Raw genomic sequence first — 16,886 nt, 5'->3', positions numbered from 1 at the left:
CGCGCCTCACTTGCCCTGGCGTTCTGCGGCCCAACGTGTCAGGCGTTGAGCGATCTTCTCGCTGGCATGGCCGTCACCATAGGGGCTGAATACCCGGCTCATCGAAGTGTAAGCCTCGGCATCGTCCAGCAGGCGCGCAGTCTGTTCGACAATTCGCTGTGGGTCGGTGCCTACCAGCAACACCGTACCGCCCTCCAGTACCGAGGGCCGCTCGGTCACCTCGCGCAGTACCAGCAATGGCTTGCCGAGCGCTGGCGCTTCCTCCTGCACCCCTCCGGAGTCGGTCAGGATCAGATAGGCGCGATCCATCAGCCAGACGAAGTGCTGATAGTCCTGTGGCGCGATCAGGTGGATGTTGCCGTAGCCGCCGAGCAGCGCGTGCACCGGCCCCTGCACCTGCGGATTGAGATGAACCGGATACACGAACTGCACATCCGGGTAACGTCCGGCCAGCTCCGCCAAGGCCTGGCAGATATGCTCGAAGCCCTTGCCGAAGTTTTCCCGGCGGTGGCCGGTGATCAGCACCAGACGCTGCTGCGGGTGCAATGTCGCCAGCGGCGAATCCGCTGCGGGCTGCCACTGACTTCGCTGCAGGTGATCGCGCATCCACAACAACGCATCGATCACCGTATTACCGGTCACCTCGATCTGATCGATGCTGCGCCCTTCCCGCACGAGGTCGTCGCGCGCCTTGCCGATTGGGGCGAAATGCAGATCGGCCAGCACGCCCGTCAGGGTGCGGTTGCCCTCCTCTGGCCAGGGCGAGCGCAGATTCCCGGTACGCAGGCCCGCCTCGACGTGCCCGATGGCGATCTGCCGGTGATAGGCGGCCAAGGCCGCAATGAAACTGGTGGTGGTATCGCCGTGTACCAGCACGATATCCGGTTTCACCCGCGCGTAGCTCTCGTCGAGCCGCTGCAGCAACTGCTGCGACAGGCCGTTCAGGGTCTGCCCCTGAGTCATGACATTGAGGTCTTCGTCCACTTTCAGTTCGAAAGCGTCGAGTACCTGCTGAAGCATTTCGCGGTGTTGCCCGGTGGAGCAGACGAACAGATCGATCCCGGGCCAGTGTTTCAGAACACGTGCCAGAGGCGCCATCTTGATCGCCTCGGGACGAGTGCCGAAGACCATCTGTACCTTGAGTGACATGCGCAGCTCCTTGACTACAAGCTTCCGTTGGCCAAGGGTATTGACGCCCGTACGGTAAAAAGAGTTCGCCACATAAGGTGGGCGCTGATCCTCAAGTCCTTCCAGCCGCGGATCGGCATCGTTTTGTGCACGCCCCGACAAACACGGCGCTACAATGACAGCCTTTTTGCAGAGCCATCCCATGAGCGAACCCACCCGCCTGTCCAAACGCGTCATCGAACTGTTCGGCTGTTCCCGACGCGAGGCTGACCTGTACATCACTGGCGGCTGGGTCACGGTGGATGGCCAGGTGGTCGAAACGCCGCAGTTCAAGGTCCAGGCGCAGCGTGTCGAGCTGCTGCCCGGCGCCAGCCTCGACCCGGTAGCACCGGTCACGCTGCTGGTGCACTGCCCGGCCGGCGCCAGCGCCGCGCAACTGCAGCACCTGCTCGTGCGCGAGCGGCACTGGGAGGAGGATCCGCACGCCCAGCGCATTCTGCATGGCCATTTCTTGCGTCAGGAACAGAGTCTGCCGCTGCAGAACGGCGCCAGCGGCCTGGTGGTGCTCAGCCAGGACTGGCGTGCACAGCGCAAGCTGCGTGAGGACGGCGCCAAGCTGGAGCAGGAATACCTGGTCGATGTCGCTGGCGAGCTGCCGGCCAGCGCCCTGGAGCGCCTGAAGAAAGGCCTGCTGCACAAGGGCACGCAGTTCCCGCCGTGCAAGGCCAGCTGGCAGAGCGAACAGCGCCTGCGCTTCGCCCTGAAGAACCCGGCACCCGACCTGCTGCGGCAGATCTGCGCGGCATTGGGCCTGAAAGTGCTGGGCATGAAGCGCATCCGTATCGGCGGCGTGCCGATGGCCAAGCTGCCGGTCGGACAATGGCGCTATCTGGGCGACAAGGAACGATTCTGAGGCCGTGTTAGGCTGTGCCCATCACGCTCTGGAGACCACCCTCATGCGCACCCTGCTTCTGACCGCCCTGCTCGCCTTGAGCCTGCCCAGCTTCGCTGCTCCAGCGCCTTTCTTTCTCTGGCAGAGCAAGGTCGATGGTCACCTGACCTGCGCCCAGACCAGCCCCGGCGAGGGCTGGATTCGCTTCACCGGCCCATTCCGCGATGCCGGCTGCCGGGTGGCGCATGACGCGCCCGTCAACCGCCGCTAAGCAGGACGCCATGCAGCATCTGGTCTCCCCGGTCGGTATCGTCCGCTCCTGCTTCAGGGAAAAGTTCGCCATTCCCCGCCAGCCGCATCTGGCCCCCGCAGCGCGCGGCGTGCTGGAACTGCTGCCGCCCTTCGATCAGGGCGAGGCCGTCCAGGGCCTGCAGCAGGTCAGCCACGTCTGGCTGCTGTTTCTCTTTCACCAGGCACTGGAAGACAAACCGCGCCTGAAGGTGCGCCCGCCGCGCCTGGGCGGCAATCAGTCGGTCGGCGTATTCAGCACCCGCGCCACCCACCGTCCCAACGGCATCGGCCAGTCGGTGGTGCGCCTGGAGCGAGTCGAGCCGGGGCGCCTGCACCTGTCGGGCATCGACCTGCTCGACGGCACGCCGGTACTGGATATCAAGCCTTACGTACCTTACGCCGACGCTGTTGCCGACGCGCGCAACGAGATGGCAGATGCCCCGCCGGCGCTGATTCCGGTGGACTGGCAGGACGACGCCCTGGCAGCTGCGCGCAGTCACGGGCTGCGTTTGGACGAACCTCTAGTGGCGCTGATCGAGCAATGTCTGGCGCAGGATCCGCGCCCGGCCTACCAACAACCACAGCCGGAGCGGCGCTACGGCGCGCGCTTCTGGGATCTGGACGTGCACTGGCATTACCCGGAACCAGGGCGTATTCGTGTGCTGGATGTGCAGATGGCAAGTCGCGGCTAAAGCCCCTCCCACAGAGCATCGATTGCGTGGGAGGGGCTTTAGCCGCGACAAGACAAAACGCATGAATCGTCATTTCGGCCGGCAATGATGCCTGCTTTCCTCGGAGCCAGGCCCTAGGGTGAAGACGTCATCATTCATCGAGGCCTTCTCATGCATCCGTATTTCTCCCTTGTCGGCCGCACCGCCCTGGTCACTGGCGGCACCCGCGGTATCGGCCTGATGATCGCCAGGGCCTTCGTCGAGGCCGGCGCCCATGTCTACGTCTGCGCCCGTGACAGCGAAGCCTGTGCGCAGACCGCGGCAGAGCTCTCTGCGCTGGGCCGGTGCACGGGAATAGCCGCCAACCTGGCCAGTGAGGAAGGTGTGCAGGCGCTGGCTGGCGAACTAACCGGGCGCATCGATCAGCTGGATATTCTGGTCAACAACGCCGGCACCACCTGGGGCGCGCCGCTGGAAAGCTATCCCGCCAAGGGCTGGGAGAAGGTCATGCAGCTCAACGTCACCTCGGTGTTCGGCTGCATCCAGCAGCTACTGCCACTGCTGCGCAAGGCAGGTTCGGCGCAATGCCCGGCGCGGGTGATCAATATCGGCTCGGTAGCCGGCATCAGCGCGATGGGAGAGCAAGCCTACGCCTACGGCCCCAGCAAGGCCGCGTTGCATCAGCTGTCGCGCATGCTGGCCAAGGAGCTGGTGGGCGAGCACATCAACGTCAACGTGATCGCGCCGGGGCGCTTCCCGAGCAAGATGACCCGCTTCATCGCCGAGGACGAAGCGGCGCTGGCCGCCGATACCGCAGTGATCCCGATGAAGCGCTGGGGTCGCGAGGACGAGATGGCCGCCCTGGCGCTGAGCCTGGCCGGCAGCGCCGGTGCCTACATGACCGGCGCCATCATCCCCATCGATGGCGGTTTTCACCTGGGCTGAGGGTCAGGTGCGGAACTGCCGCACCAGCCCCTGCAGCTCCACGCCCAGGCGCGCCAGCTCGGCGCTGGAGGCGGCGGTCTGCTCGCTGGCCGCGGCACTCTGCTCGCCGATGTCGCGCACGCGGGTCACGCTCTCGTTGATCGCCTCGGCCACCGCGCTCTGCTCCTCGGCGGCGGCGGCGATCTGCTGGTTCATCTGTTCGATGGTGCTGACCGCCTGGGTGATGCGACCCAGGGCATCACCGGCTTCACCGGCCAGTTCGACGGTGCGGCGGGTCAGGTCACGACTGCTGTCCATCTGCTGCACAGCGCCTTTGGCCATGCGCTGCAGGCCGGCGATCAGGCCTTCGATCTCCTCGGTGCTGTCCTGAGCGCGCTTGGCCAGCGCCCGCACCTCATCGGCGACCACGGCGAAACCACGGCCCTGCTCACCCGCTCGCGCCGCTTCGATGGCAGCGTTGAGCGCCAGTAGATTGGTCTGCTCGGCGACGTTGCGAATCACCTCCAGCACAGTGCCGATACGCGCGCTCTCCTGATTCAGGTCGGCGATGGCTTTGGCCGACTGCTCCACTTCGCTGGCCAGGCTGTCGATCTGATCCACGGCCTGCTGCACCACACGGTTGCCCTGCTGCGCCTCCAGATCGGCATCACGCGCCGCCAGCGAGGCCTGTTCGGCATTCTGCGCGACCTCCTGCACGGTCGCCGCCATCTGGTGCATGGCGGTGGCGGTCTGCTCGGTCTCCACCTTTTGCGTCTGCACACCGGCACTGGTCTGCGCGGTGATCGCTGACAACTGCTCGGCAGCCGCGGCGATCTGCCCGACACCGCCACCGATGCGACCGACCAGGTTGCGCAGGCTGAGAGTCATATCCTGCATGGCTGCAAGCAGCTGACCGACTTCGTCACGTCGGTCCTGCGGAATATCCTGGCTGAGATCGCCCGCTGCGATACGCTGGGCGTAACTGACGGTCTGGCGCAGCGGCGTGACGATCAGGCGGGTGATCAGCAGCGAGGCGAACAGCCCCAGCACCACCGCAGCGACGCCCATGATGCCGAGCATCACCAGTGCCCGCTGGGTATCGGCGAGCATATGAGTTTCGGCGCTGGCCTGAGCCGACTCGGCCAGATCGACGACCGAACGCGCGCGCTCGATCATGGCCTTCTCGGTCGCCTGGTTCTGCTCGCGAAGCTGCTGGTAGTAGAGGAAGGAACGCTGATAAAGGGTCAGCGCCTGCAAGGCGGTATCGATGGCTGCTTTCTGATCGTCGTCGAGCCAGACTTTCAGGCTGCCGGCAACGGTCTGCAGGTCGTCGCTGACGTATTCCCACTCCTGCAGCGCCTCGGCAGAACCATCGATGATGTAGAGGCTTTCCTGGCTGCGCAGATCGAGCATGCGCTTGCTCAGACCGGATGCGGTTTCTGCCAGGGTCAGCGGATCGCTGCCACGCAGGCGATCACCCTGCAAGCGCAGCTCGCGCACCGCGTCGTACATGTCCAGTTCGATCACCTCGAACTGATCGCGAGCTTCCGCCGCTGCGGTACGCATGTCCTGGCGGGCTTCGCGCGCCTTGCCCTGCTGCTCGACATAATTGTCGAACTGCTTCAAGTACTCGGCAGTGGCTTGCTGCATGGTCTGAATGCGCGCGTTTTCGGCCACATCCTGACCCAGATGCTCCAGCATGCCCTGCACCTTGAGCAGACTTTCGCGCACGCGCTCGGCGCTTTCCTGGGTCTGCTCGATGGCGAAATTGCGCTCGAGGCGACGTGCCTGGAGGATTTCCTGGTTCACCTGCGCCAGTTCCCCGACTTGCTCATGCCCTTTCAATACCGCCTGGACGGCGAGATAGCCGCTTACGGTCATGGCGGCTGTCAGCAACAGCACCAGCCCGAAACCGATGAGGAGTTTCTTGCCCACGGCAAGATTGGCGAAAAGACGTGTGGCAGGCTTGAACATAAAGGGGGTAGCTCCGAGTTCTTCTTATTGCAGCCGCACCTTGTGGGCACGACCTTTCCACTGATTACGCAACAGCTGTGCCATTGAGAGCACAGTCTATCGGCAGGAAGTCGGAGCCGCTTGAGTGCTGGCAATTCGCCAATCCACTACTCGCGGCGTAGGCAATTTCTTACGTAAAGACGGGAGTACTCGGCAAATATCCGCTTATTGGCCACCCATTACCGGCAATTAACCGCCGACGCCATGGGTTAGCTGCCATAAAAAAGGCGCAGTCTCTGACGAAACTGCGCCCTTTCGACTCAACTGCGCATCAGCGCCCAATCAGCACCGGCATCACCCGAGGCCGCAGGCCTTCGCCAGCCACAGCCAGCAGACCGATGGCACCCGCGATCCAGTACCACTGCGCGACCGGATCGAACAGCAGCCAGCCCAACGCATGCAGGAATACCACCATGATCAGCACCGGGCTGACGTAGCGCACCATGAACAGCCACAGGGCGTAACCGGCGGGCGGCAAGTCCAGCTCTTCACGCATGATCTCGCTGCGCAGCGCGTAGCCGGCCAGCAGGACGATGAGGATGCCACCGAGCGGCATCATCCAGCGCGAGGTGAGGTAGTCCAGCCAGTCGAAGAAGTTCTTGCCCAAAGGTGTCCAGCCCGACAGCAGGTTGAACGACAACATCGCCAGCAGGCTGATCACCAGCAGCACGGCGCCGGAAGCCAGCGCTGCGCGCAGACGGCTGATACCGTGCTTCTCGTTAAGGTAGGCGACCGTGGCTTCGATCATGGAGATGGCCGAGGTCAGCGCGGCGATCGACACCATGGCGAAGAACAGCACGCCGAAAGCGGTACCCAATGGCATCTGCTGGAAGGCCAGCGGCAGGCTCATGAAAATCAAACCTGGCCCAGCTCCGGGACTCATGCCGTTGGCGAAGATGATCGGGAAGATCGCAAGCCCCGCCAGCAGCGCCACGCAGGTATCGCAAATGGCGACCAGGAAAGTGGTGCGGGCGATGGACTGGCCGTCGGGAATGTACGAGCCATAGGTCAGGATGGCGCCCGAAGCCAGGCTGAGGGTGAAGAAGGCATGTCCCAATGCAGCCAGCAGCGCCTCGCCGGTGATCTTCGAGGCATCGAAATGGAACAGGAAATCGAAACCGGCCTTGAAACTGCCGCTGGTGAAGGCGTAGCCGACCAGCACCACCAGCATCAGGGCCAGGCCCGGCATCATCCAGCGCACGGCATTCTCGATGCCCTTCTGTACACCCTTGGCCACTATCCACAGGGTCAACAGCGCCACCAGCACGCTCCAGCCACCGAGCTGCCAGGGATTGGCATTGTGCGCCTCGAACACCCCGCCGAGGGCCTCGACGCTGGTAGCAGCCAGCGAGCCATCGAGCATTTTCCATGTATAGGCGAAGGCCCAGCCGGCGACCACCACGTAGAAGCACAGGATCATGAAACCGGCGAGCATGGCCATACCGCCAACCGCTTTCCACAATGGGTTGCCGCCGTTCTCGCGAACCACACGACCGATGGCGTCAATCGGGCTGCCACGGCCACGGCGGCCGATGGCGATCTCGGTCATCATCACCGGAATACCGATGGCCAGGATGCATGCCAGGTACATCAGCACGAAGGCGCCACCGCCGTACTCGCCGGTGATGTAGGGGAATTTCCAGATATTGCCCAGGCCCACGGCCGAGCCGGTTGCAGCGAGGATGAAGCCCCAGCGCGAGAGCCAGAGGTTCTTCGGTTTTTCACGGGTCATGCGTCACCTGCTTGTTTTTATCTGTGACGGAATCGGACCCGCCGCGCTCGTGGCGCAGCGGAATGCAAGGCTTGGGGTTAAGCCAGAGGGGTCACTGGGCGTCGGCTTGCACCTCCGGCGCGGCCAATTGGAAGGCCTCCAGGGGTTCACAGCGCGCCGCCATGGCGACAATGCGTGGGTACGCGGCAAGGTCACAGTTAAAACGCCGCGCATTATACAGCTGCGGAACCAGACAGGCTTCCAGATATCCAGGGCGTTCACCGAGCGACAGACGTCCGTCGAACGGCGCCAGACCCTCCTCCAGCGCCGCCAGGCCGAGTGCGACCCAGTGCCGATACCAGGCGTTCTTCGCGTCGTCGTCCACGCCCAGCTCACCGCTCAGGTACTGCAGCACGCGCAGGTTGTTCAGCGGATGCACGTCGCAGGCAAGATGCAGCGCCAAGGCCCGCACCTGCGCGCGCTCGGCCGGATCGGCCGGCAGCAGCGCCGGTACCGGGAAAATTTCTTCGAGGTATTCGAGGATCGCCAGCGACTGGGCGATGCGCACGCCGCCATTTTCCTCGTCCACCAAAAGCGGCAGCAGACCCTGCGGGTTCAGCGCGCGATAATCGGCGCCGTGCTGCTGGCCGCCATCCTTGACCAGATGCACCGGCACCTGTTCATAGACCAGGCCCTTGAGGTTCAGGGCGATGCGCACGCGATAGGCGGCGCTGGAGCGCCAATAGCCGTAGAGTTTCAGCATTACGGATTCCTTTCGAAACGCGACTTGGTAGGAGCGGCTTCAGCCGCGATGCTTTAGCGTCTTCAGACGAATCGCGGCTGAAGCCGCTCCTACGAATCAGCGGACGTCGTACTTTTCCACCACCTGGTCGATGGCGCCGAAGATGCTCTGGCCGGCTGCGTCGAACATCTCGATACGCACCCGGTCGCCGAACTTGAGGAACGGCGTCTTCGCTTCGCCCTGCTCGACGATTTCCAGCATGCGTTTCTCTGCCAGGCAGCTCGATCCGGCGCTGCGGTCGTAGTTGGACACGGTGCCCGAACCGATGATGGTGCCGGCGCCCAGCGGGCGGGTCTTGGCGGCGTGTGCCACGAGCGTCGGGAAGTTGAAAGTCATGTCCACGCCAGCATCCGGCTGGCCGAACAACGCGCCGTTGATATGCGAAACCAGCGGCCGGTGCACCTTGCCGTCCTTCCAGCTGTCGCCCAGCTCGTCCGGGGTCACCGCCACCGGGGAGAAGCTCGACGACGGCTTGCTCTGGTAGAAACCAAAGCCCTTGGCCAGCTCACCAGGCATCAGGTTGCGCAGCGAGACGTCGTTGACCAGCATCAGCAGACGAATGTGCCCGCCCGCCTCGGCCGGCGTGGCGCCCATCGGCACGTCGTCGGTGATCACCGCCAGCTCTGCCTCCAGGTCGATGCCCCAGGCTTCGTCGGCCAGGCGGATCGGGCTGTGTGGTGGAATGAAAGCATCGGCGCCGCCCTGGTACATCAGCGGGTCGTGCCAGAAGGACTCCGGCATCTCGGCACCGCGCGCCTTGCGCACCAGCTCGACGTGATTGACGTAGGCGCTGCCATCGGCCCAGTGATAGGCACGCGGTAGCGGGCTGTGGCAGGCGCTTTGATCGAAGGCGAAAGCACCCTCCTCCATGCCATCGTTGAGGCGCTGGTAGACCGCTTCGAGCTTGGGCCGGGCCACTGCCCAATCATCCAGCGCAGCCTGCAGGGTAATGGCGATCTGTGGCACGAGTACTGCGCGGGTGAGATCGCGGGAAACGACGATCAGCACGCCATCGCGGCCCTGGTTCAGTGATGCGAGTTTCATCGGTAATCCTTCGAATTCTGAGGTAGGAGCGAGCTCTGCTCGCGAACCCTAACCGAACAAAAAGCTTCGCGAGCGGAGCTCGCTCCTACAGGTTTGTTTAACCCTACAACCCCGGCGCACGCCAGGAGTTGACGTACTCGGCCACGTCCACCGCGCCAGCGGCATCGCTCACCTCCAGGGCGCGACGGGTGTCGATCATCACCGCCACCTCGTCGATGAAGGTGGCCGGGTCCTCCTGGCTCTTCTTCAATGCCTTGGGATGCGGCCCGTGGGGGAAGCCACAGGGATGCAGGGTGACCATGCCGGCCTCAATGTTGTCGCGACTGAAGAAGTTGCCGCGGTGGTAGAACAGCACCTCGTCGTAGTCGTCGTTGTTGTGGAAGAAAGGAACTTTGAGCGCACCGGGGTCGGACTCCACCGGCCGCGGGGTGAAGGTGCAGACCACGAAGCCATTGGCGACGAAGGTGGTGTGCGCCGAAGGAGGCAGGTGGTAGCGATGGCTGATGAGCGGGCGAATATCGCGCCAGTTCAGGCGCACCACGGTGTTGTCGCCGTGCCAGCCGACCACGTCCAGCGGGTTGTACGGGTAGGTCACGGTGCTGATCTGATTGCGCCGCTTGATGCGGATCTGCCAGGTGTTCTCGTCCTGCTGCGCCTTGAAGGCCTCGTCGAGCCGCGGATGATCGAGCACGGCGGGGTCGAAGATCGCCTGCGGACCCAGCAGGCCCTTGTCCGGCAGCTGGTAGGCGCCGTCGCTGTTCTCGATCAGCAGGAAGTAGCTCGGCGTGCCGGCCTCGATGCGCCAGGCGGTGCCGCGCGGGATCAGCAGGTAATCACCGTCGCGGTACTCCAGGTGGCCGAAGTCGCAATAGAAATGCCCGCTGCCCTCGTGGACGAACAGCAGCTCGTCACCGTCGGCATTACGCACCAGGTGGCGCATGGCGCCGTGGGTGCGCCAGACGCGCAGCTTGACGTCAGCGTTGTGCAGGGTCAGCGGCGCCGCCAGCGGGCAGTCGCGCTCGCTGGGGATGTCGTTGAAGTTGAACGCATGCGGGCGCAGCGGGCCTTCCCAGTCGATCCAGCCGGTCGGCGGATGCTTGTGATGCAAGTGCGCGGAGGGGCCGAAGAAGCCCTCGCGGCCCATCTCGCGCTCGTAGGTGCCCTGCGGCAGGTCGCAGTGAGCCTGGCGCGAGCACTCGCCTTCACGCAGCGGAAAGCGGATCCATTGGCGGCTCATGGCGTCACTCCTCAGCCTTGATCACACCGCGACGCAGCTGGTCTTCCTCGATCGACTCGAACAGCGCCTTGAAGTTGCCCTCGCCGAAACCCTGATTGCCCTTGCGCTGGATGATCTCGAAGAAGATCGGGCCGATCACCGTGTTGGTGAATATCTGCAGCAGGATGCCGTCGTCGCCCGGCGCTCCGTCGATCAGCAGGTTCAGTTCGCGCAGTTGCTCGAGCGGCTCGCCATGGCCGGCGACGCGGCTGTCGACCTTTTCATAATAGGTGTCCGGGGTGGTCATGAAGTCCACGCCGTTGGCGCGCAGCTGGCGCACGGTGGCGTAGATGTCGTCGGTGGACAGGGCAATGTGCTGGATGCCCTCGCCGTGGTACTCGCGGATGAATTCCTCGATCTGCGACTTGTCGTCGGCCGACTCGTTGATCGGGATGCGGATCTTGCCGCATGGCGCGGTCATGGCGCGGGAGAACAGGCCGGTGAGCTTGCCTTCGATGTCGAAGTAGCGGATCTCGCGGAAGTTGGCGATACGCTCGTAGAAGCCGGACCAGACATCCATCTGCCCGCGGCGCACGTTATGGGTCAGGTGGTCGATGCACTGCAGGCCGACGGCGTTGTCATTGGGGCTGCGGCCTTCGATGTACTCGAAGTCGACATCGTAGATGGTCTTGTCGCCATAGCGGTCGACCAGATACAGCAGCGAGCCGCCGATGCCTTCGACGCAGGGAATGTTCAGCTCGCCGAAGTTCGCGTGGCTGCCCACCAGCTTGGCGCCCTGCTGCTCGACGTAAGCCGCGGCCTGGGCGGCGTTCCTGACCCGGAAGGCCATGGCGCAGGCGCTGGGGCCATGCTTCTCGCCGAAGGCACGCACGTGCCCGGTGGGGCTGCCGTTGAGCACGATGTTGATGTCGTTCTGCTGGAACAGCCACACCTCTTTCGAGCGGTGCTTGGCGGTCTCGGTGAAACCCATGGCGGTGAACAACTGGCGCAGTTGCTCGATGCCTTCGGCAGTCGGTGCGGTGAATTCGACGAACTCGAAACCGTCGGTTCCGATGGGGTTGTGCTGCTCGATCTTGGCCACGGCGGTCATTTCGCCTCCTGATTGTCATTGTTATGGCAGCCGCACGAATGCGTTGCGGACAACCTCATGACAACCGAGCGCAGACCCGCTCTCAAGATGGCTTGCGACACTTCGACACAGTAGCCAAGCACAGCACCGGCAAATTTTCGTTACGCCAAGCCACTCATGTAGACAACGACCCGCTTGGCGTAAAGGAAACCTTACAGCCCGGTCTACCGGCTTGCCGCTGGCACTCAGTCAGAGCGTGAGAAGCTGTAGGCGCGCTCGACCTTGGCCACCCGTGTGGCGAATGCGGCGTACCAATCGGCTCGCCCCTGCTCACGCACGGCGCTGTGCTCGGCGTGCTCACGCCAGGCGCGAATAGCCTCCTCGCTCTGCCAGTACGACAGCGTGATGCCCAGGCCATCGCTGCGCGCCGACTCCACGCCGAGAAAGCCGGGCTGCTCCGCGGCCAGTTCCAGCATGCGTTGCGCGGCTTCGGCGTAGCCGCCTTCCACCTCGGTGCGCAGCGAGGTGAAGATCACCACGTAGTAAGGTGGCTGCGGTGTGGCGGCAATCACGAGGCTACCGCCAGATGAGCCTCATGCACCGACTGCACCGCACAGGCGCCGACCAGACCGGCCACAACCGGCGGCAGACGACCTTCCAATGCCGCGCGCTCGGGCTGGAACAGGGTGGCGATGAAGAACGGATGGTCCTCCAGTTCGATCGCCCGCACAGCGCCCGCCTGGTCATGCCCGGAGGCCTTCAGCGCCTGGACCATCAGCGGCTCGACGAAGGCATCGACGAGACCGTAGCGGCACAGGTACTGCTCGCTGATCTCACGTACGCCGTAGAGTTCGGCAATGCGCGAGCCGGAGACCAGATGCACATGCTCGCTGACATCCAGCAACGCACAGGCCAGGGGCGCGATCAGCGGCTTTTGCGCTTGCGGCGACAATTCGGCGTGCTCGGCATCGGTCCAGCCCAGGCGGTTGCGTGCGTATTCGAGCAGCGCGTGCTGGAAGCCGCCACAGGTGCCGAGAAATGGCACACCCTGCTCGCGGGCAAAGCGAATGGCGCGCAGCGCCCCCTCGGTGGAGCCATAGGGGCTGCCAGGCACGCACCAGATGCCGTCATAGGCCATCAGGGCTGCATCCTCGAGAATGCCGTCGGTGGCCAGCCAATCATGCTCGACCGCCACTCCCAGGGCTTCACTGGCCAGGCGCAACGCCTCGGGGATGGCCCGGTGCGCGGCGATCGCCGGATCGTATTCACCGACCAGCGCCACCTTGACTCGACACTTGCTGTACATACGCTTTCCCTCCAACTTGCATGGCAGCCTCCTTGCCACTATAAGATGGCGCTTGCGCAATAATAATTGGCGAATAGACAAGCAGAGATTGCAGCCGTGCAATATCAAATCGATCACACCGACCTCTCGCTGGTACTCGCTCTGGTGCGCGGCCGCTCCTTGGCGCGGGCAGCAGAACTGCTGCAGGTGGACGTCTCCACCGTATTTCGCGCCGTACGCCGGCTCGAAGCGGCATTGGGTGTGGCGCTGTTCGAAAAGAGCCGGCGCGGCTACGAACCCAGCGAGACCGCTCGCGCCCTGGCGGAACAAGCCGAACGCGCCGAACAGGCGCTGGATGCCGCGCGAGTGGCGCTGGAGCTGGGCAAGCAGGTGGTCAGCGGTACGGTGCGCCTGACCTGTACCGACGCCGTACTGAGCAGCCTGCTGCTACCGGCGCTGGCGCGCTTCATGCCCAGTTACCCGGCCCTGGCACTGGAGCTGGTGACGTCCAATGACTTCGCCAACCTCAGCCGGCGCGACGCCGACCTGGCCCTGCGCCTGACCAACGAGCCGCCGGAGCATCTGGTGGGGCGGCGCCTGGCCAAGGTGTCGTATCGGGTTTGCGCCCGCGATGATGGCCAGGACCGCAGCGACCTGGCCCGCCAGAGCTGGATCGCCCCGGACGAGGCGATGCCGGATCACGCCACGGTACTGTGGCGCCTGCGCGAGTTGCCGGGCGTCACCCCCAACTACCGCTGCAGCAGCATGTACGCCGTGGCGCAACTGGCGCGCGCAGGTTTGGGCGTTGCCGCCCTGCCCGACTTCGTGCTTCGCGCCCATCCGGAACTCAAGGCACTCGGCCCGCCGCTGACCGGCTGCGACACCGAGCTCTGGCTGCTGACCCGCCCCGATTGCCGGGCGTTGCGTTCGGTGCAGACGCTGTTCGAGGAACTGGGCAGGGCCTTGATGAACAGTGACTAAAGCAAAGCGCCTCCCACAGAAAGGGAGCAGCCTGTCATTGCAACAACGAAACCTTGTGGGTGGGGCTTCAGCCGCGACAGCCCAGGAAGCTGTGTAGTCCGAATGCAATCCGGGCTCGTTGGCTGCGCAAAAGAGCATCGCGGCTGAAGCCGCTCCTACGATGCAGCTGAAGCGCCTCCCACAGAAGCAGAGCAACCGCTCCCGTGGGAGGGGCTTTAGCCGCGACAGGTCAGGGCCCGTGGGTATCCGTCTACAAAGCGCCCCGGATGGCATCCGGGCTACGTGATTCGAGCCGCTGTGTAAAACGGATGAAATCCGGGGCCACGGTGGCAGCGGTCAATGAACATTGTCCACCTGTAGGAGCGGCTGGGCGGCATTGCGCTTCAGCCGCTCAATCCCGGTTGCAGCAATGCGCACAAAGTCCGCCAGCCTCACCCCTGCTGCAAATGCCCGTAAAGCTTGGCGTATAGCCCACCTTCGGCAATCAGTTGCTGATGGTCGCCATCCTCCGCAACGCTGCCGCCGTCGAACACCAGCACGCGATCGGCCTGCTTCACAGCGCTCAGGCGGTGGGCGATGATCAGCGTGGTGCGGCCTTCGAGAAACTGCGCCAGCGCTTCGTGCAGGGCATACTCGGTCGCCGCATCCAGCGCCGAAGTGGCTTCGTCGAGGATCACCACCTTGGGTTCTGCCAGCACCATGCGGGCAATGGCCAGGCGCTGACGCTGGCCGCCGGACAAGCGCACGCCACTGCGCCCGACCACGCTGTCCAGGCCCTGCGGCAGTTGCGCAATGGTGTCGTGAAGCTGGGCAATGCGCAGCGCCTGCCAGCACGCCTCGTCGCTGCGCTCACGGCCCATGGTGAGGTTGGCGCGCACCGTGTCGTTGAACAGCGCCGGGTGCTGCAGCACCACCGCGACGTTGTCGCGCACGCCGTCCAGGCCGATCTCCTCCAGCGCGCTGCCGCCGAAGCGGATACTGCCGGCCTGTGGCGTGTACAGCCCCAGCAGCAACTGCACCAGGGTGCTCTTGCCGCCGCCAGAGGCGCCGACGATCGCCACCTTCTCACCCGGGCCGATGGACAGATCGAGACGATCCAGCACAGGCTCCTCGCCATAGGCGAAGGTCAGACCGCGAACCTCGATGCCCACCGTATCACGCCCCTTGAAGGGATCGACGCGCCCGGCGTACTGCGGCTCGTCCTGGCGCGCCAGCAGCTCGTTGATGCGCGTCAGCGCGCCACCGGCTGCATAGAAGGCGTACTGGAGGCTGAGCAGCTGCTCCACCGGGCCGATCATGAACCACAGGTAGCTGAACACCGCGAGCATCTGGCCGATGGACAGGTCGGAGAACAGCACGGTGAGCATCGCCGCGGCGCGGAACACGTCGATACCGAACTGGAACAGCAGGCCGCTGGCGCGGTTGGAGGCATCGCTCTTCCACTGCGAGGCCACGGCGTAGTCACGCACCTCGCGCGCCCGCCCGCCGAGACGGCCGAGGAAGTAGCCCTGGCGGTTGCCGGCGCGCACTTCCTGGATCGCTTCCAGGGTCTCGGTCAGCGCCTGGGTGAAGCGCGAGGTGCTGTCGTTCTCCAGCTTCTTCAGGTGCTTGACCTTCTTGCCCAGCAGCACGGTGGCGTAGATCACCAGCGGGTTGAACAGCAGGATCAGCAGGGCCAGCTGCCAATGCATCCAGATCAGGATGGCCGAGGTGCCGACCAGGGTCAGAATCGCCACCAAAAAGCGGCTGAGGGTCTCGCCGACGAACTTGTCCAGGGTGTCCAGATCGGTGACCAGGTGAGTGGTCACGGTGCCGCCGCCCAAACTCTCGTACTCGCCGAGGGAGATACGCTTGAGCCGCTCGATCAGACGCATGCGGATACGGTAGACGATGTCCTTCGACAGCCTGGCGAACAGGCGCGCCTGCAGCACGTTGAAGATCAGCGCCGAGCCGCGCAGCAGCAGGGTCAGCAGCAGCATCAGGCCGATGTAGCCGGCTGCCGTTTCCCAGTCGGCGGGCAGGAAGTTGTCCATTACCTTGAGCGCCGCATCGCCATCGTGCAGCAGCACTTCGTCCACCAGCAGCGGCAACAGCAACGGGATCGGCACGCTGCACAGGGTGGCCAGCACGGCGACCAGGTTGGCCAGAATCAGCGCTTTCTTGTGACGCAGGGCCAGGCGACGGACTTCTGCCCAGCTCAACCGATCAGGCATTGGCGGCGCGCTCCAGCCAGCGGCCCAGCAGCGGTGACAGCGCCTCGAGTGGCTGATAGCCGTTGGTCAGCAGCGCCAGTTGGCCATCGCGCTCGGCCAGCAAGGTGGGGAAACCGGCGATGCCCAGATCCTGCACCCAGCTGAAATCGGCGGCGGTGGCCTCATGCATGGCCTGACTGTCGAAAGCCTCGGCGAATTCGATGCGCGGAATGCCGGCCCGCTCGGCCAGCTCGACCAGCACACTGGCCTGGGTAACGTCGGCGCCCTGCGCGTAGAAAGCGCGCTGGACCAGCTTGAGCAGCGTCCAGGCGCTGGGCACGTCGAGGTTGCGCGCGGTGACCAGTGCGCGGCAGGCCGGCTCGGTGTCGTACACCATGCCCTCGGGCAGGCCGCGGTCGAAGTCGAACAGCTGCCCGGTGCTGGCGTTGACCGCCTGCCAGTAGCCCAGGTAACGCACCCGTGCTGCGGCATCGATCGCCACCTGATCGCGGCGCAGGCCGCCCACCACGATCTGCAGCGGCACGCCGGCCGCAGCCGCCTGCTCGGCGAGGGCTTCGACCACGGGTGCGAAACCCCAGCACCAGGAGCACATCGGGTCCATCACGTAGAGCAGGCGGCTAGCCAT

16 protein-coding genes and 1 pseudogene are annotated in these 16,886 nt (G+C 64.6%); 5 read left to right on the top strand and 12 right to left on the bottom strand.

What is annotated here, in order from left to right:
* Positions 1-6: 6 nt before the first annotated feature.
* A complete protein-coding gene (wecB, locus tag GYB81_RS04835; RefSeq protein ID WP_161866359.1) occupies positions 7-1,149 on the bottom strand; it encodes a non-hydrolyzing UDP-N-acetylglucosamine 2-epimerase in 1,143 nt (380 codons plus the stop codon).
* A gap of 181 nt (positions 1,150-1,330) precedes the next feature.
* On the opposite strand from wecB, the gene GYB81_RS04830 reads away from it, so the two are divergent.
* The 4 genes from GYB81_RS04830 to GYB81_RS04815 all read left to right on the top strand — a co-directional run bounded on the left by GYB81_RS04830 (position 1,331) and on the right by GYB81_RS04815 (position 3,927).
* A complete protein-coding gene (locus GYB81_RS04830; protein WP_161866360.1) occupies positions 1,331-2,041 on the top strand; it encodes an rRNA pseudouridine synthase in 711 nt (236 codons plus the stop codon).
* 43 nt (positions 2,042-2,084) lie between these two features.
* A complete protein-coding gene (locus GYB81_RS04825) occupies positions 2,085-2,291 on the top strand; it encodes a hypothetical protein (RefSeq protein WP_161866361.1) in 207 nt (68 codons plus the stop codon).
* Positions 2,292-2,301: 10 nt separating this feature from the next.
* The gene (gene tsaA, locus GYB81_RS04820; RefSeq protein ID WP_161866362.1) at positions 2,302-3,003 is read left to right on the top strand and encodes a tRNA (N6-threonylcarbamoyladenosine(37)-N6)-methyltransferase TrmO; all 702 of its coding nucleotides are present in this window, start codon (positions 2,302-2,304) and stop codon (positions 3,001-3,003) included.
* A 150-nt stretch (positions 3,004-3,153) separates the two neighbouring features.
* Positions 3,154-3,927: an SDR family oxidoreductase gene (locus GYB81_RS04815; protein WP_161866363.1), complete on the top strand. Its 774-nt coding sequence runs from the start codon at positions 3,154-3,156 to the stop codon at positions 3,925-3,927.
* Positions 3,928-3,930: 3 nt separating this feature from the next.
* On the opposite strand, the gene GYB81_RS25140 is transcribed toward GYB81_RS04815, so the two are convergent.
* The 9 genes and pseudogenes from GYB81_RS25140 to GYB81_RS04775 all read right to left on the bottom strand — a co-directional run bounded on the left by GYB81_RS25140 (position 3,931) and on the right by GYB81_RS04775 (position 13,088).
* Complete coding sequence (locus GYB81_RS25140; RefSeq protein ID WP_438810700.1) at positions 3,931-4,794, bottom strand: methyl-accepting chemotaxis protein; 864 nt, start codon at positions 4,792-4,794, stop codon at positions 3,931-3,933.
* Positions 4,789-4,974: pseudogene (locus tag GYB81_RS25135) on the bottom strand (HAMP domain-containing protein); the annotation flags it as partial. The gene GYB81_RS25140 and the pseudogene GYB81_RS25135, both read right to left, overlap by 6 nt.
* A gap of 1,216 nt (positions 4,975-6,190) precedes the next feature.
* The gene (locus GYB81_RS04805; protein ID WP_161866365.1) at positions 6,191-7,651 is read right to left on the bottom strand and encodes a sodium-dependent transporter; all 1,461 of its coding nucleotides are present in this window, start codon (positions 7,649-7,651) and stop codon (positions 6,191-6,193) included.
* Between the two features lie 91 nt (positions 7,652-7,742).
* On the bottom strand, positions 7,743-8,393 hold the full coding sequence (gene maiA, locus GYB81_RS04800; RefSeq protein WP_161866366.1) for a maleylacetoacetate isomerase: 651 nt from the start codon (positions 8,391-8,393) through the stop codon (positions 7,743-7,745).
* A gap of 96 nt (positions 8,394-8,489) precedes the next feature.
* Positions 8,490-9,476 (bottom strand): fumarylacetoacetate hydrolase family protein, encoded by a 987-nt coding sequence (locus tag GYB81_RS04795; protein WP_161897744.1) that lies wholly within the window; start codon positions 9,474-9,476, stop codon positions 8,490-8,492.
* A 103-nt stretch (positions 9,477-9,579) separates the two neighbouring features.
* Positions 9,580-10,713, bottom strand: coding sequence for a homogentisate 1,2-dioxygenase (locus GYB81_RS04790; protein WP_161866368.1), 1,134 nt, complete (start codon positions 10,711-10,713; stop codon positions 9,580-9,582).
* Positions 10,714-10,717: 4 nt separating this feature from the next.
* A complete protein-coding gene (hppD, locus tag GYB81_RS04785; protein WP_161866369.1) occupies positions 10,718-11,803 on the bottom strand; it encodes a 4-hydroxyphenylpyruvate dioxygenase in 1,086 nt (361 codons plus the stop codon).
* A gap of 224 nt (positions 11,804-12,027) precedes the next feature.
* Complete coding sequence (locus tag GYB81_RS04780) at positions 12,028-12,354, bottom strand: antibiotic biosynthesis monooxygenase family protein (RefSeq protein WP_161866370.1); 327 nt, start codon at positions 12,352-12,354, stop codon at positions 12,028-12,030.
* The gene (locus GYB81_RS04775) at positions 12,351-13,088 is read right to left on the bottom strand and encodes a CTP synthase C-terminal region-related (seleno)protein (protein WP_161866371.1); all 738 of its coding nucleotides are present in this window, start codon (positions 13,086-13,088) and stop codon (positions 12,351-12,353) included. Before GYB81_RS04775 ends, GYB81_RS04780 begins: the two co-directional genes overlap by 4 nt.
* 96 nt (positions 13,089-13,184) lie before the next feature.
* Between GYB81_RS04775 and GYB81_RS04770 the strand changes: the two genes are divergently transcribed.
* Positions 13,185-14,048: a LysR family transcriptional regulator gene (locus GYB81_RS04770; protein WP_161866372.1), complete on the top strand. Its 864-nt coding sequence runs from the start codon at positions 13,185-13,187 to the stop codon at positions 14,046-14,048.
* Positions 14,049-14,479: 431 nt separating this feature from the next.
* Here the strand turns inward: GYB81_RS04770 and GYB81_RS04765 are convergent, their stop codons facing one another.
* Positions 14,480-16,261, bottom strand: a complete 1,782-nt coding sequence (locus GYB81_RS04765) for an ABC transporter ATP-binding protein (RefSeq protein WP_161866373.1) — start codon at positions 16,259-16,261, stop codon at positions 14,480-14,482.
* On the bottom strand, positions 16,254-16,886 hold the full coding sequence (locus GYB81_RS04760; protein ID WP_161866374.1) for a DsbA family protein: 633 nt from the start codon (positions 16,884-16,886) through the stop codon (positions 16,254-16,256). Before GYB81_RS04760 ends, GYB81_RS04765 begins: the two co-directional genes overlap by 8 nt.

The organism is Pseudomonas yangonensis (assembly GCF_009932725.1).
Lineage (GTDB): Bacteria > Pseudomonadota > Gammaproteobacteria > Pseudomonadales > Pseudomonadaceae > Aquipseudomonas > Aquipseudomonas yangonensis.
Note: the sequence above shows the minus strand (reverse complement) of the source record. Positions and strands in the feature narration are given on the sequence as shown.